Annotated in this window: 22 protein-coding genes and 1 pseudogene; 10 read left to right on the forward strand and 13 right to left on the reverse strand. The window is 33.0% G+C overall.

The features are described from left to right. The 5 genes and pseudogenes from NHF47_RS12625 to NHF47_RS12645 all read right to left on the reverse strand — a co-directional run. Positions 1-244, reverse strand: a pseudogene (locus NHF47_RS12625) (T9SS C-terminal target domain-containing protein); the annotation flags it as partial. Positions 245-1,111: 867 nt separating this feature from the next. Further along, complete coding sequence (locus NHF47_RS12630) at positions 1,112-1,921, reverse strand: hypothetical protein (protein WP_252765265.1); 810 nt, start codon at positions 1,919-1,921, stop codon at positions 1,112-1,114. Between the two features lie 309 nt (positions 1,922-2,230). Next, on the reverse strand, positions 2,231-2,860 hold the full coding sequence (locus NHF47_RS12635; RefSeq protein WP_252765266.1) for an NADPH-dependent F420 reductase: 630 nt from the start codon (positions 2,858-2,860) through the stop codon (positions 2,231-2,233). Positions 2,861-2,875: 15 nt separating this feature from the next. Further along, entirely contained in the window at positions 2,876-3,532 is a 657-nt protein-coding gene (locus tag NHF47_RS12640; RefSeq protein ID WP_252765267.1) for an SDR family NAD(P)-dependent oxidoreductase, read from the reverse strand. A gap of 57 nt (positions 3,533-3,589) precedes the next feature. Continuing rightward, the gene (locus NHF47_RS12645; protein ID WP_252765268.1) at positions 3,590-5,098 is read right to left on the reverse strand and encodes an alpha/beta fold hydrolase; all 1,509 of its coding nucleotides are present in this window, start codon (positions 5,096-5,098) and stop codon (positions 3,590-3,592) included. Positions 5,099-5,194: 96 nt separating this feature from the next. Between NHF47_RS12645 and NHF47_RS12650 the strand changes: the two genes are divergently transcribed. Then, a complete protein-coding gene (locus NHF47_RS12650; RefSeq protein WP_252765269.1) occupies positions 5,195-5,542 on the forward strand; it encodes a helix-turn-helix domain-containing protein in 348 nt (115 codons plus the stop codon). 15 nt (positions 5,543-5,557) lie between these two features. On the opposite strand, the gene NHF47_RS12655 is transcribed toward NHF47_RS12650, so the two are convergent. The 8 genes from NHF47_RS12655 to NHF47_RS12690 all read right to left on the reverse strand — a co-directional run bounded on the left by NHF47_RS12655 (position 5,558) and on the right by NHF47_RS12690 (position 10,820). Next, positions 5,558-6,163: a hypothetical protein gene (locus tag NHF47_RS12655; protein WP_252765270.1), complete on the reverse strand. Its 606-nt coding sequence runs from the start codon at positions 6,161-6,163 to the stop codon at positions 5,558-5,560. A gap of 158 nt (positions 6,164-6,321) precedes the next feature. Beyond that, a complete protein-coding gene (locus NHF47_RS12660; protein WP_252765271.1) occupies positions 6,322-6,486 on the reverse strand; it encodes a hypothetical protein in 165 nt (54 codons plus the stop codon). A 659-nt stretch (positions 6,487-7,145) separates the two neighbouring features. Then, entirely contained in the window at positions 7,146-7,652 is a 507-nt protein-coding gene (locus NHF47_RS12665) for a hypothetical protein (protein WP_252765272.1), read from the reverse strand. A gap of 40 nt (positions 7,653-7,692) precedes the next feature. Continuing rightward, positions 7,693-7,860 (reverse strand): hypothetical protein, encoded by a 168-nt coding sequence (locus NHF47_RS12670; protein ID WP_252765273.1) that lies wholly within the window; start codon positions 7,858-7,860, stop codon positions 7,693-7,695. A 32-nt stretch (positions 7,861-7,892) separates the two neighbouring features. Further along, entirely contained in the window at positions 7,893-8,264 is a 372-nt protein-coding gene (locus tag NHF47_RS12675; RefSeq protein ID WP_252765274.1) for a DUF2147 domain-containing protein, read from the reverse strand. A gap of 184 nt (positions 8,265-8,448) precedes the next feature. After that, positions 8,449-9,027, reverse strand: coding sequence for a TetR/AcrR family transcriptional regulator (locus NHF47_RS12680; RefSeq protein WP_252765275.1), 579 nt, complete (start codon positions 9,025-9,027; stop codon positions 8,449-8,451). 114 nt (positions 9,028-9,141) lie between these two features. Next, positions 9,142-9,780, reverse strand: coding sequence for a carbonic anhydrase (locus NHF47_RS12685; protein WP_252766100.1), 639 nt, complete (start codon positions 9,778-9,780; stop codon positions 9,142-9,144). A gap of 8 nt (positions 9,781-9,788) precedes the next feature. Further along, positions 9,789-10,820, reverse strand: a complete 1,032-nt coding sequence (locus NHF47_RS12690) for an MBL fold metallo-hydrolase (protein ID WP_252765276.1) — start codon at positions 10,818-10,820, stop codon at positions 9,789-9,791. A gap of 292 nt (positions 10,821-11,112) precedes the next feature. On the opposite strand from NHF47_RS12690, the gene NHF47_RS12695 reads away from it, so the two are divergent. From NHF47_RS12695 to NHF47_RS12735, 9 genes are all read left to right on the forward strand, one after another. Then, entirely contained in the window at positions 11,113-12,669 is a 1,557-nt protein-coding gene (locus NHF47_RS12695; RefSeq protein WP_252765277.1) for a tetratricopeptide repeat protein, read from the forward strand. Between the two features lie 166 nt (positions 12,670-12,835). Then, positions 12,836-15,697 (forward strand): TonB-dependent receptor, encoded by a 2,862-nt coding sequence (locus NHF47_RS12700; protein WP_252765278.1) that lies wholly within the window; start codon positions 12,836-12,838, stop codon positions 15,695-15,697. A 181-nt stretch (positions 15,698-15,878) separates the two neighbouring features. Beyond that, positions 15,879-16,916: a phytase gene (locus NHF47_RS12705; protein ID WP_252765279.1), complete on the forward strand. Its 1,038-nt coding sequence runs from the start codon at positions 15,879-15,881 to the stop codon at positions 16,914-16,916. 325 nt (positions 16,917-17,241) lie between these two features. Beyond that, positions 17,242-18,879 (forward strand): hypothetical protein, encoded by a 1,638-nt coding sequence (locus NHF47_RS12710; RefSeq protein ID WP_252765280.1) that lies wholly within the window; start codon positions 17,242-17,244, stop codon positions 18,877-18,879. Between the two features lie 772 nt (positions 18,880-19,651). Continuing rightward, complete coding sequence (locus NHF47_RS12715) at positions 19,652-22,069, forward strand: type I restriction-modification system subunit M (protein ID WP_252765281.1); 2,418 nt, start codon at positions 19,652-19,654, stop codon at positions 22,067-22,069. Then, positions 22,060-23,292 (forward strand): restriction endonuclease subunit S, encoded by a 1,233-nt coding sequence (locus NHF47_RS12720; RefSeq protein WP_252765282.1) that lies wholly within the window; start codon positions 22,060-22,062, stop codon positions 23,290-23,292. Before NHF47_RS12715 ends, NHF47_RS12720 begins: the two co-directional genes overlap by 10 nt. 18 nt (positions 23,293-23,310) lie before the next feature. Next, positions 23,311-23,778 carry a DUF4365 domain-containing protein gene (locus tag NHF47_RS12725; RefSeq protein WP_252765283.1) on the forward strand — a complete coding sequence of 156 codons (468 nt, stop codon included), beginning with the start codon at positions 23,311-23,313 and terminating at the stop codon, positions 23,776-23,778. Further along, positions 23,778-24,215, forward strand: a complete 438-nt coding sequence (locus NHF47_RS12730; protein WP_252765284.1) for a hypothetical protein — start codon at positions 23,778-23,780, stop codon at positions 24,213-24,215. The genes NHF47_RS12725 and NHF47_RS12730 overlap by 1 nt, the downstream gene beginning before the upstream one ends. A gap of 4 nt (positions 24,216-24,219) precedes the next feature. After that, the gene (locus tag NHF47_RS12735; RefSeq protein ID WP_252765285.1) at positions 24,220-24,972 is read left to right on the forward strand and encodes a hypothetical protein; all 753 of its coding nucleotides are present in this window, start codon (positions 24,220-24,222) and stop codon (positions 24,970-24,972) included. Positions 24,973-24,974: the final 2 nt, after the last annotated feature.

A 24,974-nucleotide genomic window follows, 5' to 3' on the forward strand; every position in this document is an offset into this window, starting at 1 on the left:
CTTTTTCGTCCATTTTCCAAAGCCAATAATCTAAATCGCCTTTGTTGTTATCTTCTTTATTTCCGTTTTTACCAGAAATAGAGCTTCCTGCCAGAATAAATCCATAATCTGGTGTAGGAATCGCATCGTACAAAAATTCGGCATGTTTGCCTCCGTAGGTTTTTTCCCAAAGGATGTCTTGGGCATAAGTAAATGAGCTCGCTAAAAGAAAGGCAAACCCATAGAATGAGGATTTTTTTATCATAAGTATAACATGTAATTTTTACTCGTGTGCAAAACTAGGTCTTCTTACCTATAGCAATCAATACGTATTTATACGTATTTTTCATACTTTCTGCTACGTATAAATACGTACTTTTTGAATTATCTCTATTCTATAGAGTAGTAAAAAAGCTAAAAGGTTGGTTAAAAGACTTTTATTTTTCTGCAACAAAAATAGTCCGCCCATTTTTTAAAAAACAGGAATATTTTACATTTAACTATGATTATATAAAAACTGTAATTTGTGTTAAAATTTAAATATATTAGTTACACCGTTTATTGGAATATGGGTCTAGGTAAATAGACGTAAATTTGTAAACCTTTTGTGTCTTTTTTGTAATCAAAAAAACTAAATATACATAAGCTTTTAATTTCTGTATTGGGAACTAAAATGCGCTTTAGAATAATAAATCAAAAACCACTCCCTTACAGAGTGGTTTTATGATATCTAGAGGATACCTATTTCTATTTTAAAGAATAGCTCAGTGCTTATAATTATACGTTTTTAGAGTATATAAAATAGCTTTGAGGTTCTAATGAATCGCTTTTTGCTTCAAATGAATACCTTTTAGCTTATTAATAGAAGCTTTGAGGTTGTAATGATAATCTTTTAGCTTATTGATAAAGGCTTTTTGCTTATAATTAATACCTTTTAGGTTATAAATAATAGCTTTTTGCTTATAATTATAACCTTTGGGGTTATTAATCAAAGCTATTAGATTGTAATTAATATCTTTTAGGTTTAAATTAAAAAACCACTCCTTAACAGAGTGGTTTTATTTTGATTTACTTACCGGGCACGGAAATCATTTCCGCGCTATTGGCTTTTTTATAATTTATTTTAACTAAATTAAGGCAATGCAACCGAAACTTTCCCATTTAAAACGGATCCATCTCTTAAAGTCATATTACAAAAAATTAGTGTCAAGGTTATTCCATCATTTACAACAAATAAATCAGTCTCTGTTGTAGAACTATTACCAATTAATACTTGATTTGACGATTTTACAACTTCTTTATTGTATTCTGTAATATCAAAATAATAATCAACACCAAAATATTGACCTGTCTTTGGATAACCATTATTCAATTCGTTAAAATTTATTTCATAAATATTTGGCCAAGTCCCAAATTTGATACCAAAATTACCTTCATCACAACACGAAGGGTCATTAATTTCAGGATAAACATTTCTCCAAACACCTGAAATACTTACATAATTATTCTGTGATTGTGAGCAAGGAATTTCAGATGTAGTAAATTCTTTCCAATTATCAGTTTTAAAACTCCCATTTTCAGCAAAACAAGTATAATAATATGTTGTATTAGGTTGTAATGAATTAATCGTAGTATTAAAATACTTTTTATAAGGTTCATATGCTACATTTTGATCAACCAAAATAAATTGATCGTTACTAGAATCATTTATGCTTCCCGTTCTAAAAACAAATCCAACTTTATAGGTACCAGGACCTTGATAGTAATTATTAGTATTATCAATAACTCCATTAAGAGTAACTGAGTTTTGTGAAATATATGTGACATACGATCTTACTGGTGGCACTTCAGTAGCTTCATTCCCATTAGTATTCTCACTGTCAATAACACTACAAGAATTAAAAAAAATTACTACAAAGAATAAACAGATTATTTTTTTCATTTTAAAAGAAGTTTATTGTTAAAACATAATAGTTGCAAAACTAATGATTTTATATCTTTCTTTTCAATGCTATTTTTCATTTTGTTTTTTATAGTGTTTAAACATTACAAAAGTATTTTAATCCTTAAACCCAATTAGCTTAGATTTACATCGTTAATTCGGCAGTAAGCCTATAGCGTGGATTTACATTTAGTGCTAATTATCCTAGTAAAAATCTCATTCTCAAAAATAAACAAAAAAACCACTCTTTTTAGAGCGGTTTTATCTTTAACTACTTTCCAAAAAATTACATATTTCCTTCAATCTTAATTATTTTTCTAAATAAGCCCATACAAAATTAGGATGATGACCGTCTCTACGCACCATTTTTACCCACAATAAGGTCATGTGTTCTAAATGCAACGCTTGATCTAATTTCCCGGTATCCAATGTTTCAAAACCCATATCGGTATTTATTTTAGAAATAACTTCTTTTGATTGTAGGTCATTACCTGCTATCATCATAACGGGTTTTACAGTGTAATTAGAATAAGAACTGTCTATCAAATTTTCAAACCCATAAATAGTAAACGCTTTTACCACTTTCGCATCTGGTGCCCATTCTTGCACTTTTTCACTACCTGAAATCTCACTATTCAATCCGTGAGAAATATCTGGTCCTACCGGATTGGTACAATCGACTAAAATTTTACCCTTGAATTGGAGTTCTTTTAAAATTGTTTCATTCGCTTGAAAAGGCGTTGCTAAAAATACAATGTCTGAAGTAGCAATAGCTTCTTGAATGCTTTGTATCGAAAAAGCGGAATTCTTTTGCAGTGCCAATTGTACTGTTTCTGAATTTTCATCATTACTGGCTATGCAAATTTGATGTCCCTTTTGTTGTAATTGGTTGGCAATGGCAAAACCTACATTCCCAATACCTATAAATGCTAGTTTCATACTTTTTACTTTAAATTAATAGATAATCTCAGCGTCAAAATTTTCTGGTTGTTGTTGGTATAATTTCCAATATTGCTCGGCAATCGCTTTAGGGCTATAAACAACATCTTTTTCATTTACAAAACCTGTAATCGTAAGTTGTGCTATATGAACGTTTGTGCCTATTGCTTTTTTCTGAAAGGCTTGTACTACATTGCGTAATGCTGCTTTACCAACGCTTAATGAAGTCCATTGGTCATCTCCAGCCAAAGCGAAGCCACCATTGGTTACAAATAATTTCCCTTTATTTTCATTTAAACAAAAGGGAAGTACCGTTTTCATCAAATTAAAATAACCACCAACAGTGGTGTTCATTTCATTGGAAATAGTTTCCCAAGTTTGATCCAATATGTCCATTACCGAAACGGCTGCCGCGTTATATAAAATAACAGCTGCATGTCCTTCATTGTCTTTAATTTGTAGCAACGCTTTTTTTAAATCAGCTTCATTTCCTACATCAGCAACTGCATATGAAGCTTCAATACCTTTTTTAGCCAATTGCATTACTTGATGCTGTAACTTTTGTTCGGTTCTAGCAATTAAAGCTACTTTAAAATTTTCATGTCCGAATTTTTCTGCTACTGCTTGACTAATTCCTGGTCCTGCTCCTAGTATTGTTATTAACTTTTTCATTGTCTAAAATGAATTTATTTTTTAATTTGATAACTAATTCTTTCAATCTGAACCCCATTATTTACTATTCCTAACTATATTTAGGAACTCTTGCGGTTTCACAACAAAGGGCAAGTGAGAGGTTTCCATTTCATATACTTTTTTTACACCACCGTTATTTTGAATCATTTTTTGTTGCAAATCATAGGGTACAGCATTATCATTTTTAGTACTGATATAATATTTCGGAAGTTTCTCAAATTTTGAACTTAGTTTAACGCTATCGTTGAAACCTTTTACAGGTTCAGGCCTGTGGTATTTTTTTAGAATCTCTTTCATATACTCTGGACAATCTGCACAAACCATAGTAGGTAAAGCTTCTTTTTTAATTGAAACTAAAGTATAGTCTTTATTAAATTCAAAAATTTCAATTGGTTTATCCCCATAAAAACCAGTATTGATTGCTTGAATACTCTCACCGTTTTTAGGCAAATAGGCCGCTACATAAATTAATTTTTCAATTTTATGGGGTAGGTTTTCAGCAACCTGACTAATGATAACACCAGCCATAGAATGTCCTACCAAAATAACTTTCCCTGATTGGCTATTAATAACATCTGAAACTGTTTTCACGTAGTCCTTTAATCCTACGGCAACTCCATACGTACTATCTGCTCCGTGTGCTGGCAAATTGACCACAATTACATTGGCGTTTTTAGCTAAATCATTACGTACAAAACCCCAAGCACTTTCATCTGACCAAGCACCATGTACAAATACATAAGTGGGATATCGCTTTTTATCTTCTTCCAATGCTTGTAAAACTAATTCTGCTGCTTTTGCTCCAGAATTTTGTTGTTGTCCCGTAATTAAATTTCCATCTTTTAGGGCAAATGAGTCAAACATATGTGCCACTTCAAATCTTGAATTAGGCATTTTACGGGCTTCATCTTCAATTCGGAAAGGTTGAATTTTCATGGCAACATAGGCATCTGCATAATTTTCTTCACTATTGGCAAATCCAGTCCATCTCTTTCCTTCAACTATATATTTTCCATTATCCAATTTAGCATCTAGTAAGACACAAGTTCCATGGCAAATTGCTGCTGTAGGCTTACCTGTTTGATAAAAATCAGAAACAAATTTCAAAATGCCAGGATTCTTATACATGGTATACATTGGACCTTGGCCTCCACATATAAAAATAGCTTTGTAATCATCAGGATTAACAGTAGCTAATTTTTTTGTATTATTTACTTGAGCCATTTTAGAGGCATCTTTTTTAAAACCCAAAGAAATATAATCAAAAGCGGCATATTTACTTTCATCTTCTGGATCACTAAACTGGTCAAATTCTAATTTTCCACCTTCTAAACTGGCAATATCAACAGTATAACCTGCTTCGGTAAATACCCAGTAAGGATGCGTAAGTTCAGAATACCAAACCCCGATAGGCCATCCCGTTTGTTTGCTAACAGATGGGTTACTCGCTATCATTAATATTTTTCCGTTATTACCTGCATTGTGTTGGCCATAGCTTACTGAATTGATCAGTAAGAGTAAGCCTAAAAAAAATGTCTTTTTCATCACTATTTATTTTAAATTTGTTCAACAAAATTATTGTAGTAACAATCTAAAAGCAATAACTACGTATCTTTGTAAGTAACTAACAAAAATGTAAGTATGCCAGATTTCATTAAAGACAAGCGTTTGTTTCACAATCCGGTTGAATTTGCCATGAATAAGATTGGTGGCACTTATAAAATGCCAATATTATGGCGATTAAAAGATAAAAAATGGCGCTTTAATGAATTGCAAAAAAGCCTTTCACATGCTTCGGATAGAATGTTATCCAAATCATTGAAAGAATTAGTAGAAGATGGTTTTATTACCAAAGAAATATTCCCAGAAGTACCTCCAAGAGTAGAATATGCAATTACAGAAAGAGGTATCAAATCAATAGCTATTATTGATGCCTTACGAAATTATGGTTTGGATTTAATGAACGATTTTGGAATAGAAAAAGAATAGTTTTTATTAAAAAAACTACCATCTTTCATAAACCACTCCATCGTCAACTGTAACTTCAGAAATTTCATTTTTGTCTAAAATAAAAGCCAAAGAAGTTACATCTTTAATTCTACTCTTATCCAGATATAGTGGCTTATCTTTATAATCATCGAGATTAATTTCGTCTAAGTAGGTCATAATTTCTAAAAAGACTAGCTTTTCACTTACACCAGAAAACGTTAGTATCCTTTTACTTTTCCTTCCTTTTGAAAACGATTCTAAATATGCACTTCTTTTATTAAAAAAACGCCGATTTATATCCTTTTTCAGGGATTCAAATGCTGTCTTTGTTATATGCATTTTTTTTAAAACTCTATCTCTATTTTTAAAAGTAGACGCTGCAATATCATAATTTGAAACTACATAATTATTAAAAGTAAAAGGACCATAATAAGGGTTTATGATATAGGAATCATATTCAGTAGTAACTGAATTTTTAGCTACGTTTCCAATACATTTTTTAAGAATAATTTTTTCTCTATTTATTCGTTCTTGCTCTTGATTTTTACAATTTATAAAAATTATAAAAAAGAAAAATAAATACCCTTTTAGAGTTACTAATTTCTTGATTGATTTCATCATTACTTTTACTTTTTTATGTAAAAACTTACTTTTAAATGTTTACCAATGCGAATCCTATTACCATTTAAATACAAATTTTTATTTGCTATGAATGAAACTACCCTCTCAAAATTGGTTTTATTTTGATCTACTTTGTGGGCACGGAAAACATTTCCGCGCTATCGAATTATTTGAAAATCAAATTTAGATAAACCATCAATTTCAGTTTGTATGTATGTTGATTTAGGAAAAATGCCTAAATCCATTCTTTTTTGAAATTCTTCAAAATTTGATGTTACTAATAAATCTTTTTCATCGGTGTTAAAATAAATACTAAAATTCATCTTGACATATATTATTTATAGCGTGGATTATAATCTTTTCTCAAAAATAAATAAAAAACCATTCCTCTAAAGAGCGATTCTATTTTTAGCAACTTTGTGGGCACGGATTGTAAATCCGCGCTATCAGGTTTTATTTTGATTTACTTTGTGGGTACGGATTGTAAATCCGCGCTATCGGGTTTTATTTTTAGCTACTTTATAGGCACGGAAATCATTTCCGCGCTATCGTGTATCACCATATTTCTAAATTATCATCTAAGTTTAAGGATAAGAAATGATTTTTATTAACTCCGTTTTTATTAATTAAATATAATTTTTTCTTTTTATCAAATAATTATCGACATAATCAAAATCAGATTCTTTTACTTTTGGTCTTAATAAAGTATCCTTTTTTATATTGAACAAATCAGATTTTAAAATTAAGGTATCTTTTATTCTTTTCCAATTCCCTTTTATTTCATTCTGGTTATAACGAAAAAAATATTGAAATGAATTATCGTCATTTAAATTCAATATTGTAGAGGGTTTACCATACAACATGTAATTTGACTTGTAAGAATTCTGTAGACTTGTTTTACAGCTGATTAGTAAAAAAGTTAGTATACAAAAAAGAATTGTATTAATTATTTTTTTTTCTTTTTCCATAATATGTTTGTCTATTAACCCCGATAGCGCATTCTAGCCTGAGCATATAAAATAAATCTTCTATTATCTATTCTGATTAATTTTTTACGTTTAATTTCAAATTTAATTGTGTCTAAAAATGGTCTAAACTCAGTAACCCTCACTTTTTCTCCATCAAATTCTACCTCATTACTTTTTTCAATATCAGGATTAAGAATTAAAGTTTTTTTATCTATAGTCCATGTACCCAATGTTTCTCCTGAACTACCAGATGAAATTGCGTTTAAGGAGTATCTGTTATTTTCATCTAAAGACAGAATTAGATTATATGAATTATTTTCTTCTTTATTTAACACATAGTTTTCTTGAATTTTTTTTGAAGAAACGCTACATGAAATAAGAGAAAAAAGAATTACTATATTAAATATTTTTTTCATAAAATTAATCATTTGTAACCCTGATAGCCCATATTTACAATTCGCGTGAATAGCCTTCATAAAGAAATTATCTTTTCCCAAAAATAAACAAAAAAACCACTCCATAACAGAGTGGTTTTTTACTATTTCCTATTTGCAATTCAAATTAGGAATTAGTTCGTATATAAATTAAGGCCGCAACCATTAAAATACATGATAAAAATAGGCCAATTTCGTTAAGGGTGATATTTCTGTTTTTCATAAAATTCGGTTTTAGAGAAAGGAATGCCACTGCTTGATATCCTTTCTTGATGATATATAGTGTTTTTTTCATTGTTGTTTGGTTTGTCTTTTTTTAGAAAGTCGCTACGGAATTGTTCCGACTCGGTTCCAAATCATTATTTTGCTAAACCATCCTGTTAAGACTTTTAATTTCATAGTGTTATCGTCTATTAATTTTAGTAAAGCTTCAAATTCTGATCCCTCGCTTTCGTCAAAAAAAGTACCGCCATATAACTTCGTGGGGGTCTTTTTAACCATTTGAATTAAGATGACTTTTCCTAAAGTTTCTTTATTCTCGCTGGCTTTTATCTTCGCATAATAATAGGGTTCCTGTTTGTAAATTTCAACCTTTAATTTCCCTTGATTGGTTTGCCAATCGCCTACAAATTGATCTTGTCCTATCGCTTGCCCCAAGAAGGCAAATCCTATAAAGAAGAGAAGTATGTTTTTTTTCATGATTGCTACGTTTATATGTTTTTATTTTGAACTATTCGTTTCAGAATTAAATCTAATTGACTCATTATTAATTTATTTATCCAACTATAATTTGAAATAATCGTTCCAGAATAACAATTAAAAAAAAGAGAAATTCCCTTCTTTAATCTGAAACACTCGTTTCAAAAAACATCTTAAAAAAACATTATTTACTAATGTTCTTTATTAAAAAATTGGCCATTTTCTTAATCTTAATTGGGTCTCTATGCAAAATATACGCTTGCTTCCATCCTGTAAAAGAGGTCATGATATATTCTGCTAATAAACCTGGATCTTCTGTATCGTCTAAAGAGCCTTCTTGCATGGCTTTTTGTACAATTTCAGTAATAAAGCCAATGAAAACCGCATTCTTTTTAGTCAATAAATTTCTAACATCTACATCTTCTGAAGCCATCTCGAAAATCGACTTTACGCCTAAACAACTCTTTTCAGTATCTACTATAGAAGCGACCTTATCGTTAATAATATTGGTTAACGCTTGCATGGCAGACTTCTCTTGCGCTACTTTTTGCTGTAATTCACACAAACTAGCTTCAAAATAAGTAGTAATACATTTCATGAACAGCTGATGCTTGTCTCCAATGGTATTGTACAAACTACTTCTATTAATTTGCATCGCATCTACAAGGTCTTGCATAGAAGTAGCATTGTAGCCTTTCTCCCAAAAGACATTCATTGCTTTTTCAATCTTTTCAACTTCATTAAATTCTACACAGCGCGCCATATATCTTTCTAATTATGGTTACAAAGATAAATCTTTTTTTGAAACGAGTGTTTCAGAATAAGAAAATTTATCTCATTTTTTTCTAATGGTGCTATAAAGAAAATTGATAATGCGTTACTTCCCACCTAAATTATAAATCTTCTGAATCTGCTTTAACTTTTGCTCGAAATTAATTTGTAAGTCAATCAGCTTTCCCGATTTAATATCGAAAACCCAACCGTGAACAATGGGAAAACCACTGTTCAAATAATGTCTTTGAAGCACTGCAGTTTTAATCACATTCAAACATTGTTCTTCTACATTAATTTCTACCAATCTTTTGTAACGCTCGGTTTCATCAGAAATGGCATCTAATTCTTCTTCATGCAAGCGATATACATCTCTAATATTACGTAACCAAGGGTTTAAAACACCTAAGTCTTTGGCTTCCATAGCTGCTTTTACACCGCCACAAAAATAATGGCCGCAAACGACAACATGTTTCACTTTTAAATATTCAATAGCATATTCAATTACCGATGCCGAATTGTTATCGTTATTGGGAACCAAATTCGCAATGTTACGGTGTACAAACATTTGTCCGGGTTCTACTCCTGTCATTTCTTCTGCGGTAACGCGACTATCGCTACACCCTATATATAAGATTTCTGGAGATTGTCCTTCTGCTAAGTACTTGAAGAAAGAATCGTTGGTCGCTTTTTTACTACTAATCCATTCTTGATTGTTCTGAAATATTTGATTGTATAAATCCATGGTATTGTTTATTGCCACCAAGCGGTGTGATTTTGATTCGTTATTTTATGTATTGCTCCTAATTGTGGTACATGGTACAAACACTCGTGTTTTTCTGCAGCGGCTACAAAACGCACTACAGGATCGGTCCAGGTGTGTTGTGCTAAAGCAAAACCTGCCCAATGGACGGGCATCATGTTACACACCCCAGCATCAATAGCAGCTTGCACCGTTTCTTCTGGAAACATATGTATCTGACTCCAGTTTTCGTTATACTGACCGCATTCCATAAAAGCAAAGTCAAAAGGCCCTAAGCGCTTCCCAATTTCATTAAAATGTGGTCCGTAACCGCTATCCCCACTAAACCAAATGTTTTCAGTAGGGGTTTTCAATGCCCAACCTCCCCATAAAGATTTAGCTCTATCGGTTAAACCTCTTCCTGAAAAATGTCGTGTGGGTGTAAAAGTTATTTGTATATCTTGAAATAGTATTTGTTGCCACCAGTCGAATTCCGTGATGCTTTCGGGTTTTATATTCCACTTCACTAAATGTCTTTTCACTCCTAAAGCCACATAAAACTGTTTCACTTTCGGTTGCAACTTTTGAATGCTATCGTAATCCAAATGATCGTAATGATCGTGAGACAAGAGTACGACATCTATTTCAGGTAATTCATCTATAATAGCCAATGTATTTTCAGAAAAACGCTTGATGGGAAAAGGTGCAATAGGTGCTGCATTACTGCCAAACATCGGATCAATTAAGATGTTTTTCCCTTGTATTCGCAAGAGCACTACCGAATGTCCGTACCAAATGTAACGCACCTCATGGTCGTCGGTTACAAATGCCTCTTTATCAAAAGGTAAAATCGGCAACGGTTGTAAAGGTTCTCTATCTTTCTTGTCACAAAATTGTTTGTACAATAACTTGGGTAACGTTCGTATGGAAATAGCCATAGAAGTGGGTATGCTATTTACAAAATGTTCACCATCCCATTGTGGAGATTGCTCGTACTGTTGTATATCAGCTTTGGTAGGTTTAGCACCAAATTGTTTGCGCATGCGTGATGATTTATAGTCTGTTCTAAGTAGCAACTAAGATAGAAATTAATCGCTTTCCCATTCTCAATTTTAGCTTAATTTTAGGGTTTGTTTTTAAGTTCTTAGTTTTAGGTTGTAAGTTCTAAGTTGTAAGTCTACAGTCGCAGTTTACAGTCGCAGTGTTCAGTCTCAGTTATCACTAATTCCTAATTCCCAATTCGTAATTCCTGAAATAGTAATCATTACTTAACCTTAAAATCATTGTAACTTAATGTAATTCTCGCTTATTTGTAAGTTCATTTAATCTTAACTAATGCTGGTTCGTTTTATCTTACTGTTTCTGTTAACCACCACTACACTATTTGCCCAAAAGGATTGGGTCGAAACACAACTGAAAACTAAAAAAAAGGGATTAGACCTTGCTTTACAAAATAAAAACAGTCCAGACATCGCGTTAAAAATGCTTGAATTAGGTACTATTTACAACCAGTATGGGCTGTATGCCAATGCCTTATCCTATTATCAAGACGCATTAAAACAAATACAAACGAATAAAAAAGACACACTATTGGTTCAAATTAATAATGCCATTGGTAAAGTCTATCATGCCATGCATAAATACGAACAGGCCTTACCTTTTTTACAGGAAGCATCAACAGCAGCGAAACAATTAAAATACACCAAAGGACAAGCCTTAGCTTTTAGTTTACTGGGTGAAAATGCAGAAAAAAGAGGTGAATATAAAACTGCATTGGACTTTGAAAATAAGAGTCTGGCTTTTTTGAATACCAAAACCGATGCGATTGAAATAGCAGTGGTTCATGAAAATATTGGTAGTATCTATGAAGATCTAGAAGAGTTTGATAAAGCGTATGGGTATTTTACTAAAGCGTACCAACTCCTTAAAGGTTCTCAATCGAAACAAGAAGCCAATGTTTTGAATAATCTAGGTGATGTCTACCGAAAAAAAAGAGAGCTAAAAAGAGGAATTCCGTTTACCAATTTATCGCTAACCTTAGCCCAAAAATTAAATGACAATCATCTCTTAGAAAGCGGTCACAAAGATTTAGCAAAAGCCTATGCCCTACTTTCCAATTATCAAAAAGCCTACGAACACAAACTCTTAGCCGACGAGTACAATCAAAAGGCGATTGCCAATGAAAATAAAAACCTAGTCAATCTCTTGCAAGCGGATTATAAAATCAATCAGAAAGAAAATCAAATAAAAATTCTGCAAGAACAAAATAAAGTAAGCCAAGCCAATCAGAAAACCCTACTCATTTTAGCAATAGCACTCCTATTTGTAATGGCTGTAGTGTATGTGTATTACCAAAAAAAGAGAAAAGCAACACTTAAAATTCAAAATTACAAACAACAAACCTTAAAAGCGGAATTGGAAAAAAAAGAAATTGAAGAAAAGAATTTACAACGGGATTTAGAATTAAAAACAGCTGCACTTTCTCGTTATAGCTTACACATAGCACAAAAGAATAAAATGCTATCCGAACTTTCGACCAAACTAAAAAATAGTATGGGACGCAAAAACGAACTCTTAGAAGTTAAAATTAAAGAGATTTCTAACGAAATTGACTTTGTACTACAACAAGAAAATGAATGGGAAGAATTTACCGTATTCTTTGAAGAAATACATCCCGATTTTATTAAAAAACTCTCTCAAATTGCCACCGAAAGCCTCTCTCCTGCCGAATTAAAACTGGGTATTTTATTACGACTGAATTTGTCTTCTAAAGAGATTGCAGCCATTCTTCGGGTTACACCTGATAGTGTGCGCGTAGCCAGACATCGTTTTAGGAAAAAACTACCTATCGATGCTAAAGCAGAATTGATCACTTTTTTACTCGAATTGTAAGAAAAAAATACTGTTTTTTTCTTAGGGTTAGTTTAATGTAAATAAAGTGTTATTGTTGCCTTCTTGTAACTTAAAAAAAAGAGTTTGTTGCCTCTTTGTTGCCTAGGCTAAAAATGAATAATCCCTTATGGGTCCTACATTTGTCGGAAATGTAAAACTAAAAAAAATGAGAAAACTGTGCTTTGTAAAAAGGCTATTTGTAACGTTATGTATTACCCTAATAACGTGTACTGCTATGGCTCAAAAAGGAAGTATTACAGGTACTATCGTAGATGAAAACAATTTCTACTTACCTGGTGCAACTGTTCTTATTACTTCTTTAAATAAAGGAGCTACAACCGACTTCGATGGTAAATTTTCGATGCTGGCTATTCCGGCAGGAACGTACCAACTCCAAATTTCTTTTTTAGGTTATGAAGATTTAGAACAAGAAGTAACTGTGTTAGAAAATCAAACAACTACACTTGCCATTGCCCTACAACCTAAAAGCGTAACGCTTAATGAAGTAGAAGTGGTATCCTATGGCTTAAGCGGACAGGCTAAGGCTTTAAATACGCAGAAAAACAACATCAATATTACCAATGTGGTTTCCACAGACCAAATTGGGAAATTCCCAGATGCCAACATTGGTGATGCGGTAAAACGTATTTCGGGTGTGACCATGCAAGTAGATCAAGGGGAAGCACGAAATATTATTGTTCGTGGTTTGTCTCCTCAATTGAATTCGGTTACGTTAAATGGCAGTAGAATCCCTTCCGCGGAAGGCGATAATAGAAACGTACAAATGGACTTAATTCCTTCCGATATGATCCAAACTATTGAGTTAACCAAAGCCGTAACACCAGATATGGATGGGGATGCTTTAGGAGGTTCGGTTAACTTAGTTACAGCAACAGCACCGCAACAATTCCGATTATCAAGTACTTTGGGTTCTGGAATTAGCTTTATTACTAACAAACGTATTTTAAATGGTGCGCTACTTATTGGCGACCGTACCAAAGACAAAAAATTAGGTTGGATGGTAGCCGCTTCTATTAACGATACCGATTTTGGTTCGGATAATATTGAAGCCGAATGGACCGATGAATTTGAATATTACACCGGTGTAGACGATGTAGATGGCGATCCTATTTTAGAGGAAGTTGACGTGAACCCATATACCAATGCTTTTGAAACTCGAAAATACTTGGTACAACGTGTGCGTAGAAGTTTTTCGGCCAATTTGGATTACCAAATTAATCCGAATCATAACTTGTATTTGAAATCGATGTACAACTGGCGCGACGATCGTGAAAATAGATACCGTACGTCTTATGAAATGCTTGATGCTGAAGATATAGAAGCGGGTGATTTTACCATTACCAATGGTTTTCCGTCACGCTTTCCTGCTGAAGTAGCCAAAGAAACCAAAGGAGGTATAGATAACAATAGAAACAAAAACCGTCGTTTGGAAGACCAAAAAATGCAAAATTATTCTCTAGGTGGAAAACATTTCTTAGGTAAAGTAAAAGCGGATTGGATGGTTTCGTATGCCAAAGCTTCGGAAGAAAGAAAAAACGAACGCTATGCTAAATATGAAACGGAATATACGGTAGTAAATGACTTTTCAGATAGTGAGTTCCCCATGTTGTCTGCGGAAAACACAGCTGATGCTAGTGCATTTGATGCTTTTGAATTTGATGAAATAACAGAAGAATATCAATATACGGAAGAAGAAGACGTGAATTTCTTTACGCACTTTGAACTACCGGCTTCTCTTTTTGGTACAGCCAATGGAACACTTAAGTTTGGAGCAAGAGGTCGCTTTAAAAACAAAAGTAGAGACAATAACTTCTTTGAATACGATTTAGAAAGTGCTTATTCTACTATGAATCTAACAGGTTTAAAAGACCTTTCGAATGATGCTTTCTTAGCGGGTGACAAATACAATTTAGGAGGGTATATCGATGCCAATTGGCTAGGTGCGTTGGCTTTAGTAAACGGTGAATCGGTGCCTTCTGAATTTTTAAGAGCCAATTATAACGTAAGTGAAAATGTATGGGCAGGTTATGTGATGACCACTCAAAACCTAACCGATAAATTACAAACCTTGATTGGTGTGCGTGTAGAAGCGACTCAATTAAAAGCAACGGGTAATCAAATTGAAGATGAAGACGATTTAGTAGGAACGGTTACTAAGGAAAATGCGTATACTAATGTGTTACCAGGGGTACATTTTAAATATGCTCCTAATAATAATACGGTCTTCCGTTTGGCATGGACCAATACGTTAGCAAGACCCAATTATGTGGATTTAATTCCTACTATTGATATTGTTTCTGGTGATGAAGAAATCTTTATTGGTAACCCCGATTTAAAAGCAACTACTTCGATGAACTTTGATGTTATTGGAGAATATTATTTTAAAAGTGTTGGTTTACTTTCTGGTGGTTTGTTCTTTAAAAAAATCAATGATTTTGTTTACCAATACCAAGAAGAAGCCTCTTCAGATGCATTGGGTATTGGAACAACAGGCTATCGGGTGTACCAACCTCTAAATGGGGATGCTGCTACTATTTTTGGTGCGGAATTCGCGTTCCAAAGACAATTGGATTTCTTACCCGGTTTTGCGAAAAACTTTAGTTTCTATCTCAACTACACCTTCTTAACTTCGAAAGCCACTGGAATACGCAATGAAGATGGTGAAGAACGCGATGATTTGGATTTACCCAATACCGCTCCTAATTTGCTAAATGCTTCCTTAGGGTATGCCAATAAGTATTTTAATGCGCGTTTCTCTGCTAATTTCTCAGATGCCTATATCGATGAAATTGGAGGGAATAGCTTTGAAGATCGGTATTATGACCAACAACTCTTTTTTGATTTTAATATTGGTATAAGCCTATCAAAAAAACTAAGTTTGTATGGGGAACTGAAGAACATCACCAACCAACCGTTACGCTATTTTCAATCGGTGCGCAGTAGAACCCAACAAGCCGAATTCTATGGGCAACGCCTAACGTTTGGTCTTAAGTATGACTTGTATTAGTTGAATTTAGAATTTAGAAGTCAGAAATTAGAAAACGAATCTGGTGTGTAGCTACTAATTTTTCGTCAGTTCGAGTGTCCCGATGACAATCGGGATGTATCGAGAACAAGAAAAATTGATAGCTAACAAACCTATACCATCAATATAAAAAACACCTAGTATTAAAATATCATTTAAAAACATGAAATCTATTTTTTATAGCATCCTATTACTGGCCGTATGCAGTTGCCAACAAAACACAAATATAGTAACCTTACCACCCGATGTTATTACGGAAACGACCCTTAATGATACCGATGATCCTGCGATTTGGGTCAACCCAAAAGATGCTTCTCAGAGTATTATTTTTGGTACCGATAAAGAAACCAATGGTGGTATTTATGCCTTTGACTTGCAAGGGAAAATTATAGAAGCCAAAACCATTCGTAATATTGAACGTCCAAACAATGTGGACCTCACCTATAACTTTACGCTTACCGACTCTACCAAAACGGATATTATTGCTTTTACCGAAAGAGAAAAAAACCAAGTACGTGTGTTTTCAGTACCCGATATGCAACCTTTAGACGGTGGTGGTTTTAAGGTATTTACCGATGCGACCCAACCTGACTTTCAAGCACCTATGGGCATTGCGATTTATCATGCACCCGTGAGCGATAAAGTGTATCTGATTGTAGGTCGTAAAACAGGGCCAAAAGAGAATTATTTGTACCAATATGAATTGGTTGCCAACGCCTCAGGAGTACAATTGCATCTGGTGCGTAAGTTTGGGAAATTTAGTGGTAAAAAAGAAATTGAAGCCATTGCAGTAGACAATGAAATGGGCTTTATTTATTATTCGGATGAGCAACACGGAGTACGCAAATACCATGCAGATCCTGAAAAAGGCAATGCGGAAATTAGTTTGTTTGGAACAACCGATTTTGAAAGTGATATTGAAGGCATTGCCATTGCGAAAACAGGAGCTGCATCGGGTTACCTGATTATCTCCGATCAGCAACGCGGCCTTTTTAATGTGTATGACCGTAAAACCAATGCGTTTATAACAGCAGTTAATCTAACTACTCTAGAAACCGATGGTTGTGATGTCGTAACCACTCCTTTAGGCAGTGCTTTTCCTAAGGGTATTTTTGTAGCGATGAACGATGCTAAAAACTTTTATGTCTATGATTTTGGGAAACTAGAACAAGCCATTTTAAATAGTATCCAAAAGAAATAGTAGCATTTTGTTGTGTATTTTTTTATAAAGCTGTCTGGTAGTCCTATCAGGCAGTTTTTTTATGTTTTCGGTTTTCGGTTGTCCGTTTTCAGTTGTCAGTTTTTAATCCTTCAAACTTTACACTTTATGACATTCCACTTTATGACATTCCACTTTATGACATTCCACTTTATGACTTTCGACTTTCGACTTTATGACTTGCGACTTTATGACTTTCGACTTTATGACTTTCGACTTTAATTTAAAATCAGGTAAAAGTACCTATGGCTTTTTGCGTATTAATTCCTAATTTTAGGTCGGCAATACAAAAACTAAAACCAAACACATGAAAAAAACAATTACTTTCCTCCTGCTCTTTTTAGGAACCTTTTATTTACAAGCTCAGATTGACACTAAAGTCTTTACCCTCGATTTAGGCAAACCCCATAAAGGTTCGTTGCGTGTACAAACAGAAGAAGAAGCTTCAGATAGTACAAAACAAAGCAAAAGCAAGCAAGCGGATGACGACGATGATGATGATGACGATGATGCTACAATCCATACCAATAAGAAGTTGGTCATCAAATCCAGAGAATTATTAGCCTTCAACCTCATCAACGGAAATCCGTATAAATACAGCTATAACATCAATCATAAATTGGTCAACTTCTTTGAAGGACAGGTTTACAATCCGTTAGACAGTGTAGGCAAACGCATTAGTGCCACTCCTAAAAATATAGCTGCTGTGGTGCCAGTTGTTTCTGAAGAAGCACAAAAGTTAGACGATTCCATCAATCAACTGCATGCGAAGAACCAAGATTTGTTAGAGAAAATTGGTGATACTAAAACCGCTAAAAGTGATAAAGACCAATTAGAAAAGCAGGTGACTGCCAACTACACTGCCATTGGTAAACTGCAAATTCAGAAGAAACAATTGGAAAGCCAAACACCAAAAGCGCATATCACAAAATCTCAATATTCGGCTAATTTTATTACCAATGCAAAATTAAAATACAGTTTAAAAACGGTGAAAGCCATTCCTGCCCAATCGGATGCTGAAGATGCTATGAACATCCAAAACGCTATTTTGGTATTAGAACAATCGTTTACCGATTTATCCATTGATTTGAACAATTATGTAGCGGCTATATCTGCTGAAGACTTTTTAGACCCTGTAGCCTTTAAAGCCAAAAGAGAAAGTTTTAATGCTACCTATATTCAGCTCTTAAAAGACCTACAAGGCATTACTAGTGATGCGATTAACTTTCCTGATATCATGAAAGACTTTAAGAAAAACACCCAACCTATTACCGATCTTTCTAAAGGCATTAATGACGAAATTAAAAAGATGTACCAATTGAAATTGTACAATTATTTATTGCCATTAGACAGTAATGGAAAGAACATTGATGCCGTGGAAATTACTGTAGAACGTAGCCATAAAGGGACTACTCCTACTGTTACAGATTCTTACACCTATACCGTTTGGGTAAAAGACGGTCTTAAAATAGATGTGAGCGGTGGTCTTTTTATTACGTCCTTATTGGATCAAGAATATGAAACTCGAGACGTAGCAGTAACCACTAACGGTACTACCGAAACCCAAAAAGCCATTTATAAAAAGAACCAAGGTGACTATGACTTTGGTTTTGGTTCCAGTATCAACTTATCGTTGCGTGGAGGGTCTTGGGTGCGCCCTGCTTTGAGTGTGGGTGCGTTGTTTACAGCCAATCAGAAGTTCCAAATCCTTGCTGGGGGTGGTTTGATTTTAGGAAAAGAAGAACGCATTGTTTTACACGGTGGTTTAACCATGGGTGCAGTAACAACTATTGCCGATGGGTATGCCACTGATGGTTCTACATCTTATGATTTGGGAACCAATGGAACCGTACCAACGAGCAATAAGTTCTCTTTCGGACATTTCTTTGGAATTACCTATAACTTTGGTAAGGTGAAGAAACAAACTTCGCAGCCGAATCCGTAAGGAAATTTATATTTCATAGTTTAAAAGTTTATGGTTTAAAAGTTTATGGTTTAAAGTTGTTGGTTGTAGGTTATTTGTTGTTTTTCACTTTATATCTCTATCATAAGTAACTTTTAACTTTAAGATTTTAGACTTTAAGACTTTAGACTTTAAGACTTTAGACTAACTCCTAATTCGTAATTCAAAAAACACAAACATGTTTGTATAAAACAAATAAGTTTGTGTTTTTTTTATTTATATTATAACCAACTTTTTACTTTAGACTTTATGACTTTCAACTTTAAGACTTTAGACTTTATGACTTTCAACTTTATGACTTTAGACTAACTCCTAATTACACCCCCACAATTACCTTACCAAATACTTTAAAAACCTCTTAAAAACCACAATCTGACTGGTTTTGACGGGTATTGACGTATTATGACTGGTTTTGATGTGTTTTGATGTGTTTAAACCCCTTAAATAAGGCCTTTGTTCGGAGATTGTTCGGAAAACCTTCGGTAAAGTACTATGAAACCGCTACTTTCTCCGAACAAAGCCCGAAGAAAATGCGTAAAAAACCACCAAAAATGATGGTTTTTTGTTGTTTTAGCTGTTTTAGGTTGTAAGTTGCCTGTGAACAACTAAAGCCATTCAACTTTATCACTTTCGACTTTATGACTTCAATCAAAAAACAGGTAGAAATACCTATACACCTCTTGCCGAAATGGTTTATTTTTGGTAGGTTTGGGAGAATTAAAATAATTAAAATTTTATTTTCTAAAATTTAAAAATGGCAATAAAAAAATCAGAGTTATATCGCTCACTATGGGCAAGTTGTGATGAATTACGTGGAGGAATGGATGCTTCACAATACAAAGATTATGTACTTACCCTACTTTTCGTAAAATATGTTTCCGATAAATATAGCAATAGAAAAGACAGTTTAATTGAAGTTCCTGAAGGTGCTACTTTTGAAGACATGATTGCTTTGAAAGGAAAATCTGACATTGGGGAACAAATTAATAAAAAAATATTAAGACCACTTTTTGCTGCCAATGGACTAGAAGGTTCTATGGAACTGGCTGATTTTGATGATGATGACAAACTAGGAAGCGGTAAAGAGAAAGTTGATTTACTCACTAAATTGATTGCTATTTTTGAAAACCCAGCACTTAACTTTAAAAATAACCGTGCAGAAGACGATGATATTTTAGGAGATGCCTATGAATTCTTGATGCGTCACTTTGCACAAGATAGTGGAAAAAGTAAAGGCCAATTTTATACGCCTTCAGAGGTTTCTAGAATATTAGCGAAAGTAATTAGTGTAGACAAAGCCGATAAACCTTCGTTTACTGTATATGACCCTACATGTGGTTCAGGTTCTCTTTTATTAAAAGTAGTGGATGAATCCAAAAAAGGTTTGACTATCTACGGACAAGAAAAAGATATTGCTACCAAAGGTTTGGCTATTATGAATATGTGGTTACATGGGCATCCTGAAGCAGAAATAGCAGGTAAAAACACGATTGCCGACCCACAACATAAAACTGATGGAAAACTGAAGCGTTTTGATTATGTAGTAGCCAATCCCCCTTTTTCGGTAAAAAACTGGAGTAACGGTATTTCTCCTATGAATGATGCATACAATCGTTTTAGAGGTTATGGCATTCCTCCGGAAAAAAATGGAGATTATGCTTTTTTGTTGCACATTATTGCCTCTTTAAACAGTACAGGAAAAGGAGCGATAATTTTGCCTCACGGTGTTTTGTTTAGAGGGAATGCCGAAGCAGAAATTCGTAAAAACATTATTAAGCGTAAGCTGATTAAAGGGATTATTGGTTTGCCTGCCAATTTGTTTTATGGTACTGGTATTCCTGCTTGTATCATTGTGATTGATAAAGAAGCTACTGAAAATCGCAAGGGGGTTTTTATGATTGATGCGTCTAAAGGTTTTGCAAAAGATGGGAATAAAAACCGTTTACGCGAACAGGACATCCATAAAATTGTAGATGTTTTTAACAACGAAAAAAACGTGGAGAAGTTTGCTCGTTTTGTATCATTTGAAGAAATAGAAAAAAACGAATACAACCTGAACATTCCTCGTTATATTGACACTCAAGAAAGTGAAGATATACAAGATTTATTTGCCCATTTAAACGGTGGTATTCCGAAACGCGATGTAGATGATTTACAGGCTTTCTGGGAGGTATATCCTACGTTACAAAAAGATTTATTTAAACCGTTTACCGAAAACTATTTGCAATTAACGGTTGCTCCTAGCGCAATTAAAGAAACTATTTTTTCACATCCTGAATTTAAAGCCTATAGTACGTTATTAGCCAAAACCTTTGAAAGTTGGAAAGCTAAAATCTATAACTTACTCACGGATATTTCGGTGGAAACCGCTCCAAAAAAATTCATACACACACTTTCGGAAGCGTTGTTGCACCAATATGAAGGTAAGGATTTGGTAGATAATTATACCATTTACCAACATTTGATGCAGTATTGGGAAAATACCATGAAAGACGATGTGTATTTAGTAGTTGAAGACGGTTGGCAAGCCAAAGTGAAACGCGTGATTGAAAAAAACAACAAAGGCAAAGAAATAGACAAAGGTTGGACGTGTGATTTGATACCCAAAGAATTGGTTATTGCTACCTATTTAGCCAAAGAACAACAAGCCCTACAAGACAAACAAGCCGAAATAGAAACCCTACAAGCAACATTTATTGAAATAGAAGAAGAACACACAGGTGAAGAAGGTTTGCTAGCCGACGCCACTAACGACAACAATAAAATTACCAAAGCGACTGCTACGAAGCGTTTGAAAGAAATTAAAAAGGACAAAGCAGAAAAAGAAGCCGTTGCTTTATTAGAACGACTTTTGTATTTGTTTGAAAAAGAAGCCATAGCCAAAAAAGAATTGAAAACCTTAGAACTACATCTAGACCAACTGACATTACAACAATTTGGGAAACTAACTGAAGCCGAAGTAAAAACCTTGGTAGTAGAGGGCAAATGGTTAGCAACTATACAAGCCAACATACAAACCGAGATTGATGCCATAAGCCAACGCTTAACGGGAAGAGTAAAAGAGCTAGCCGAACGCTATGCTACTACCCTAGTTGCTTTGAACCAAAGCACCCAAACCCAAGAAGAAAAAGTATTGCAACATTTACAAAAAATGGGATTTGTATGGAACTAAAAGAAGGTTATAAACAGACGGAAATTGGTATTATTCCTAGTGATTGGGAAGTCAAAACGGTTAATGAATTAATAGATTTATTAACCGATTTCGATGCTAATGGAAGTTTTTCATCTGTTGCAGAAAATGTAAATGTTTTTGACTATCAACATTTTGCATGGTATGTTAGATCTACGGATTTAGAAAACAATACTAACATAACAAATGTTAGATATGTAGATGAACCTTCCTATAATTTTTTGAAGAAAACTGCTTTGTATGGTGGTGAATTGTTATTTTTAAAAAGAGGTGATATTGGAAGAATATATTTATTTGAAGCAAAAACAAAATATGCGACAGTAGCTCCAAATCTTTATTTATTAAAATTAAATAAAACAATTAATTCAAAGTTTCTATTTTATTTTTTCAATACTAACATAGGTCAACTACAATTAAAAAGTAAAAATGCAAGTTCAACTCTGGGTGCTTTATATAAAGATGATGTAAAATCAATTTTAGTAGCAACCCCAACCCTAAAAGAACAGACAGCCATAGCCACAGCTTTATCCGATACCGATGCTTGGATAAACAGTTTAGAACAACTGCTTGCTAAAAAACGCCAAATCAAACAAGGGGCTATGCAAGAGTTGTTGCAGTCTAAAGAAGGTTGGGAAGTGAAGAAGTTGGGGGATTTAATTACTTATAAAAACGGAAAATCATTTGAAAGTGAAATTGTTGAAAACGGAAATTATCTATTAATTACTCTTAATAGCATAAATATTAAAGGAAAATTAAAATCTGAACATTTAAAAATAAACACATTTGATAATTCTTTAGAAAAAGGTGATTTAATTATGGTTTTGAGTGATGTTGCACATGGAAATTTTTTAGGACTTACAGATATTATTCCAAAAGATAATAAGTATGTTTTAAATCAAAGGATGGGAGCATTAAAAAACTTAAAAGGTGTAACTTCTGAATATTTATCTTATTATATAAATAAAAACCAAAAATATTTCAAAATGGCTGGAAAAGGTTCATCTCAACAAAATTTAGGAAAGGATGATATTTTAAATTTTCAAATTAATTTACCCAAAACAAAAGAAGAACAAACCCGCATTGCAACGATTTTAAGCGATATGGATGAAGAAATAGCACAATTAGAAAACAAACTGGAAAAAGCCAAGCAAATCAAACAAGGGATGATGCAGGAGTTGTTGACGGGTAGGATTAGGTTGTTTTAAAAAAATAATTATGGAGTTATGGCAAAAAAAAAGAATGAAATTGGTGAAATTGGTGAAAAAGTATTCAATTTAGCAATATCAAGAGATTTAATCTTTAGAGCAAGCCCTTTAGGAGAAAAATGGCCAACATCTGATTTTTATGTTGAATTAGTTGGTCCAAAAGAACATTTCTATTTTATAGTTCAAGTTAAATCAACTAATGAAGGCATAAATGGCGCAAATAAATTAAGGATAAATATACCAAAAGATAAACTTCATAAATTAAATGAATATTATTGTCCAACTTATATAGCTGGTGTAGATATAAAAACTGAAATAGTTTATTTATTTCCAATAAATACCAAAAGACATAAAGGAGTTTCAGGAATTCCTATAAGTTATGAACTTGATTCTTCAAAAAGGAAAAAATTATTTGATGATGTCAAATCATTTTGGACAGGAACAAATGTAAAAGCTTATAAATCAAAATTTAAACACAAATTATAATGGAAAACTCAAAAAATATAAGAGAATGGAGAGCAGAAGAGATTTCTAAGTTATTTCTTCTAAAGACAGATTATAAATTTAATATAGAAGATTATCCAACTCCTCTGTTTGATTTTTTTGTTACGTTAAAGGACAAACCAGAGGTAAGATTTGCTGTTGAAGTTAAAACCCAAAATTCATTCAACCCAAAGATTAAAAAGCAATTGGAGAGCATTAAAATATATAGAGATAGTGGAATGATTAATATTCCAGTTTTTATTTTTAAAATTGATCAAGAGAAAGAAATAGGCGAATTTGATTTTCTTGTTCTACCTTCTTTTAATGAAGATAAACTATTAGTAAGGTTTGATTTTAATTTTATTGAATTAAATAATGAAAATTTTTCAAAAAAGATGAACACAATTATTAAGTGGTTTAATAAAGAAAATAAACCTTAAACCCATGAAAGAAGTATTTATAGCTTATTTTGATTTTTTAGGATTTAAAGAATTTATCCTTAACAATATCGATGAAAATGAATTAATGAGAAGAATGGGACACATTTTTAGAGACATTGAATTTTCTTTAGGTCAAGGAGAAATGCAAGAGCCTAGAAATGGAGTTATTCTAGCAGATTTATCTAATTCTAAAATTAATTGTTTGAATATTTCTGATACTGTTGTGTTCTGGACAAATGATACTACTATTGAAAGTTTAAAAGAATTAGTTAAAGTTGCCTATGAATTTAATTGGAGAGAAAACTTATATAATTTTCCTGTAAGAGGTTCAATAAGTAAAGGAAGTATTAGAATTGTAAATGGAATTAATATAAATGATTTAGGAGTTACTTACGGAGTAAGCTGCTTATATGGTAAAGGTATTGTTAATGCTCATATAAAGACAGAAAGTCAAGAATGGGCAGGAACTGTAATTGACAATTCAATGATTAATGAGTTTACTAATGAAGATGAAGCTTTTAGTTTTTTAGAAAAATTTGCTGTTAAATATATGGTTCCTTATAAGAATGGAATAATACAAGAAAAAGAAGAGTTTGCATTAAGATTAACAAAATCTAAACTAAATGAAATTGCTTACACAAATACTAAAGAAAATATTGAAAGAGTTTTTAGTCAAGATCATAAATCAACTACTCATCCAAACGTGCAATTAAAAATTAAGAATACGATTGATTTTTTAAGCACTTTTAAAGAATAATA

The organism is Flavobacterium sp. NRK F7 (genome assembly GCF_024054195.1).
In the GTDB taxonomy this organism is placed as follows: domain Bacteria; phylum Bacteroidota; class Bacteroidia; order Flavobacteriales; family Flavobacteriaceae; genus Flavobacterium.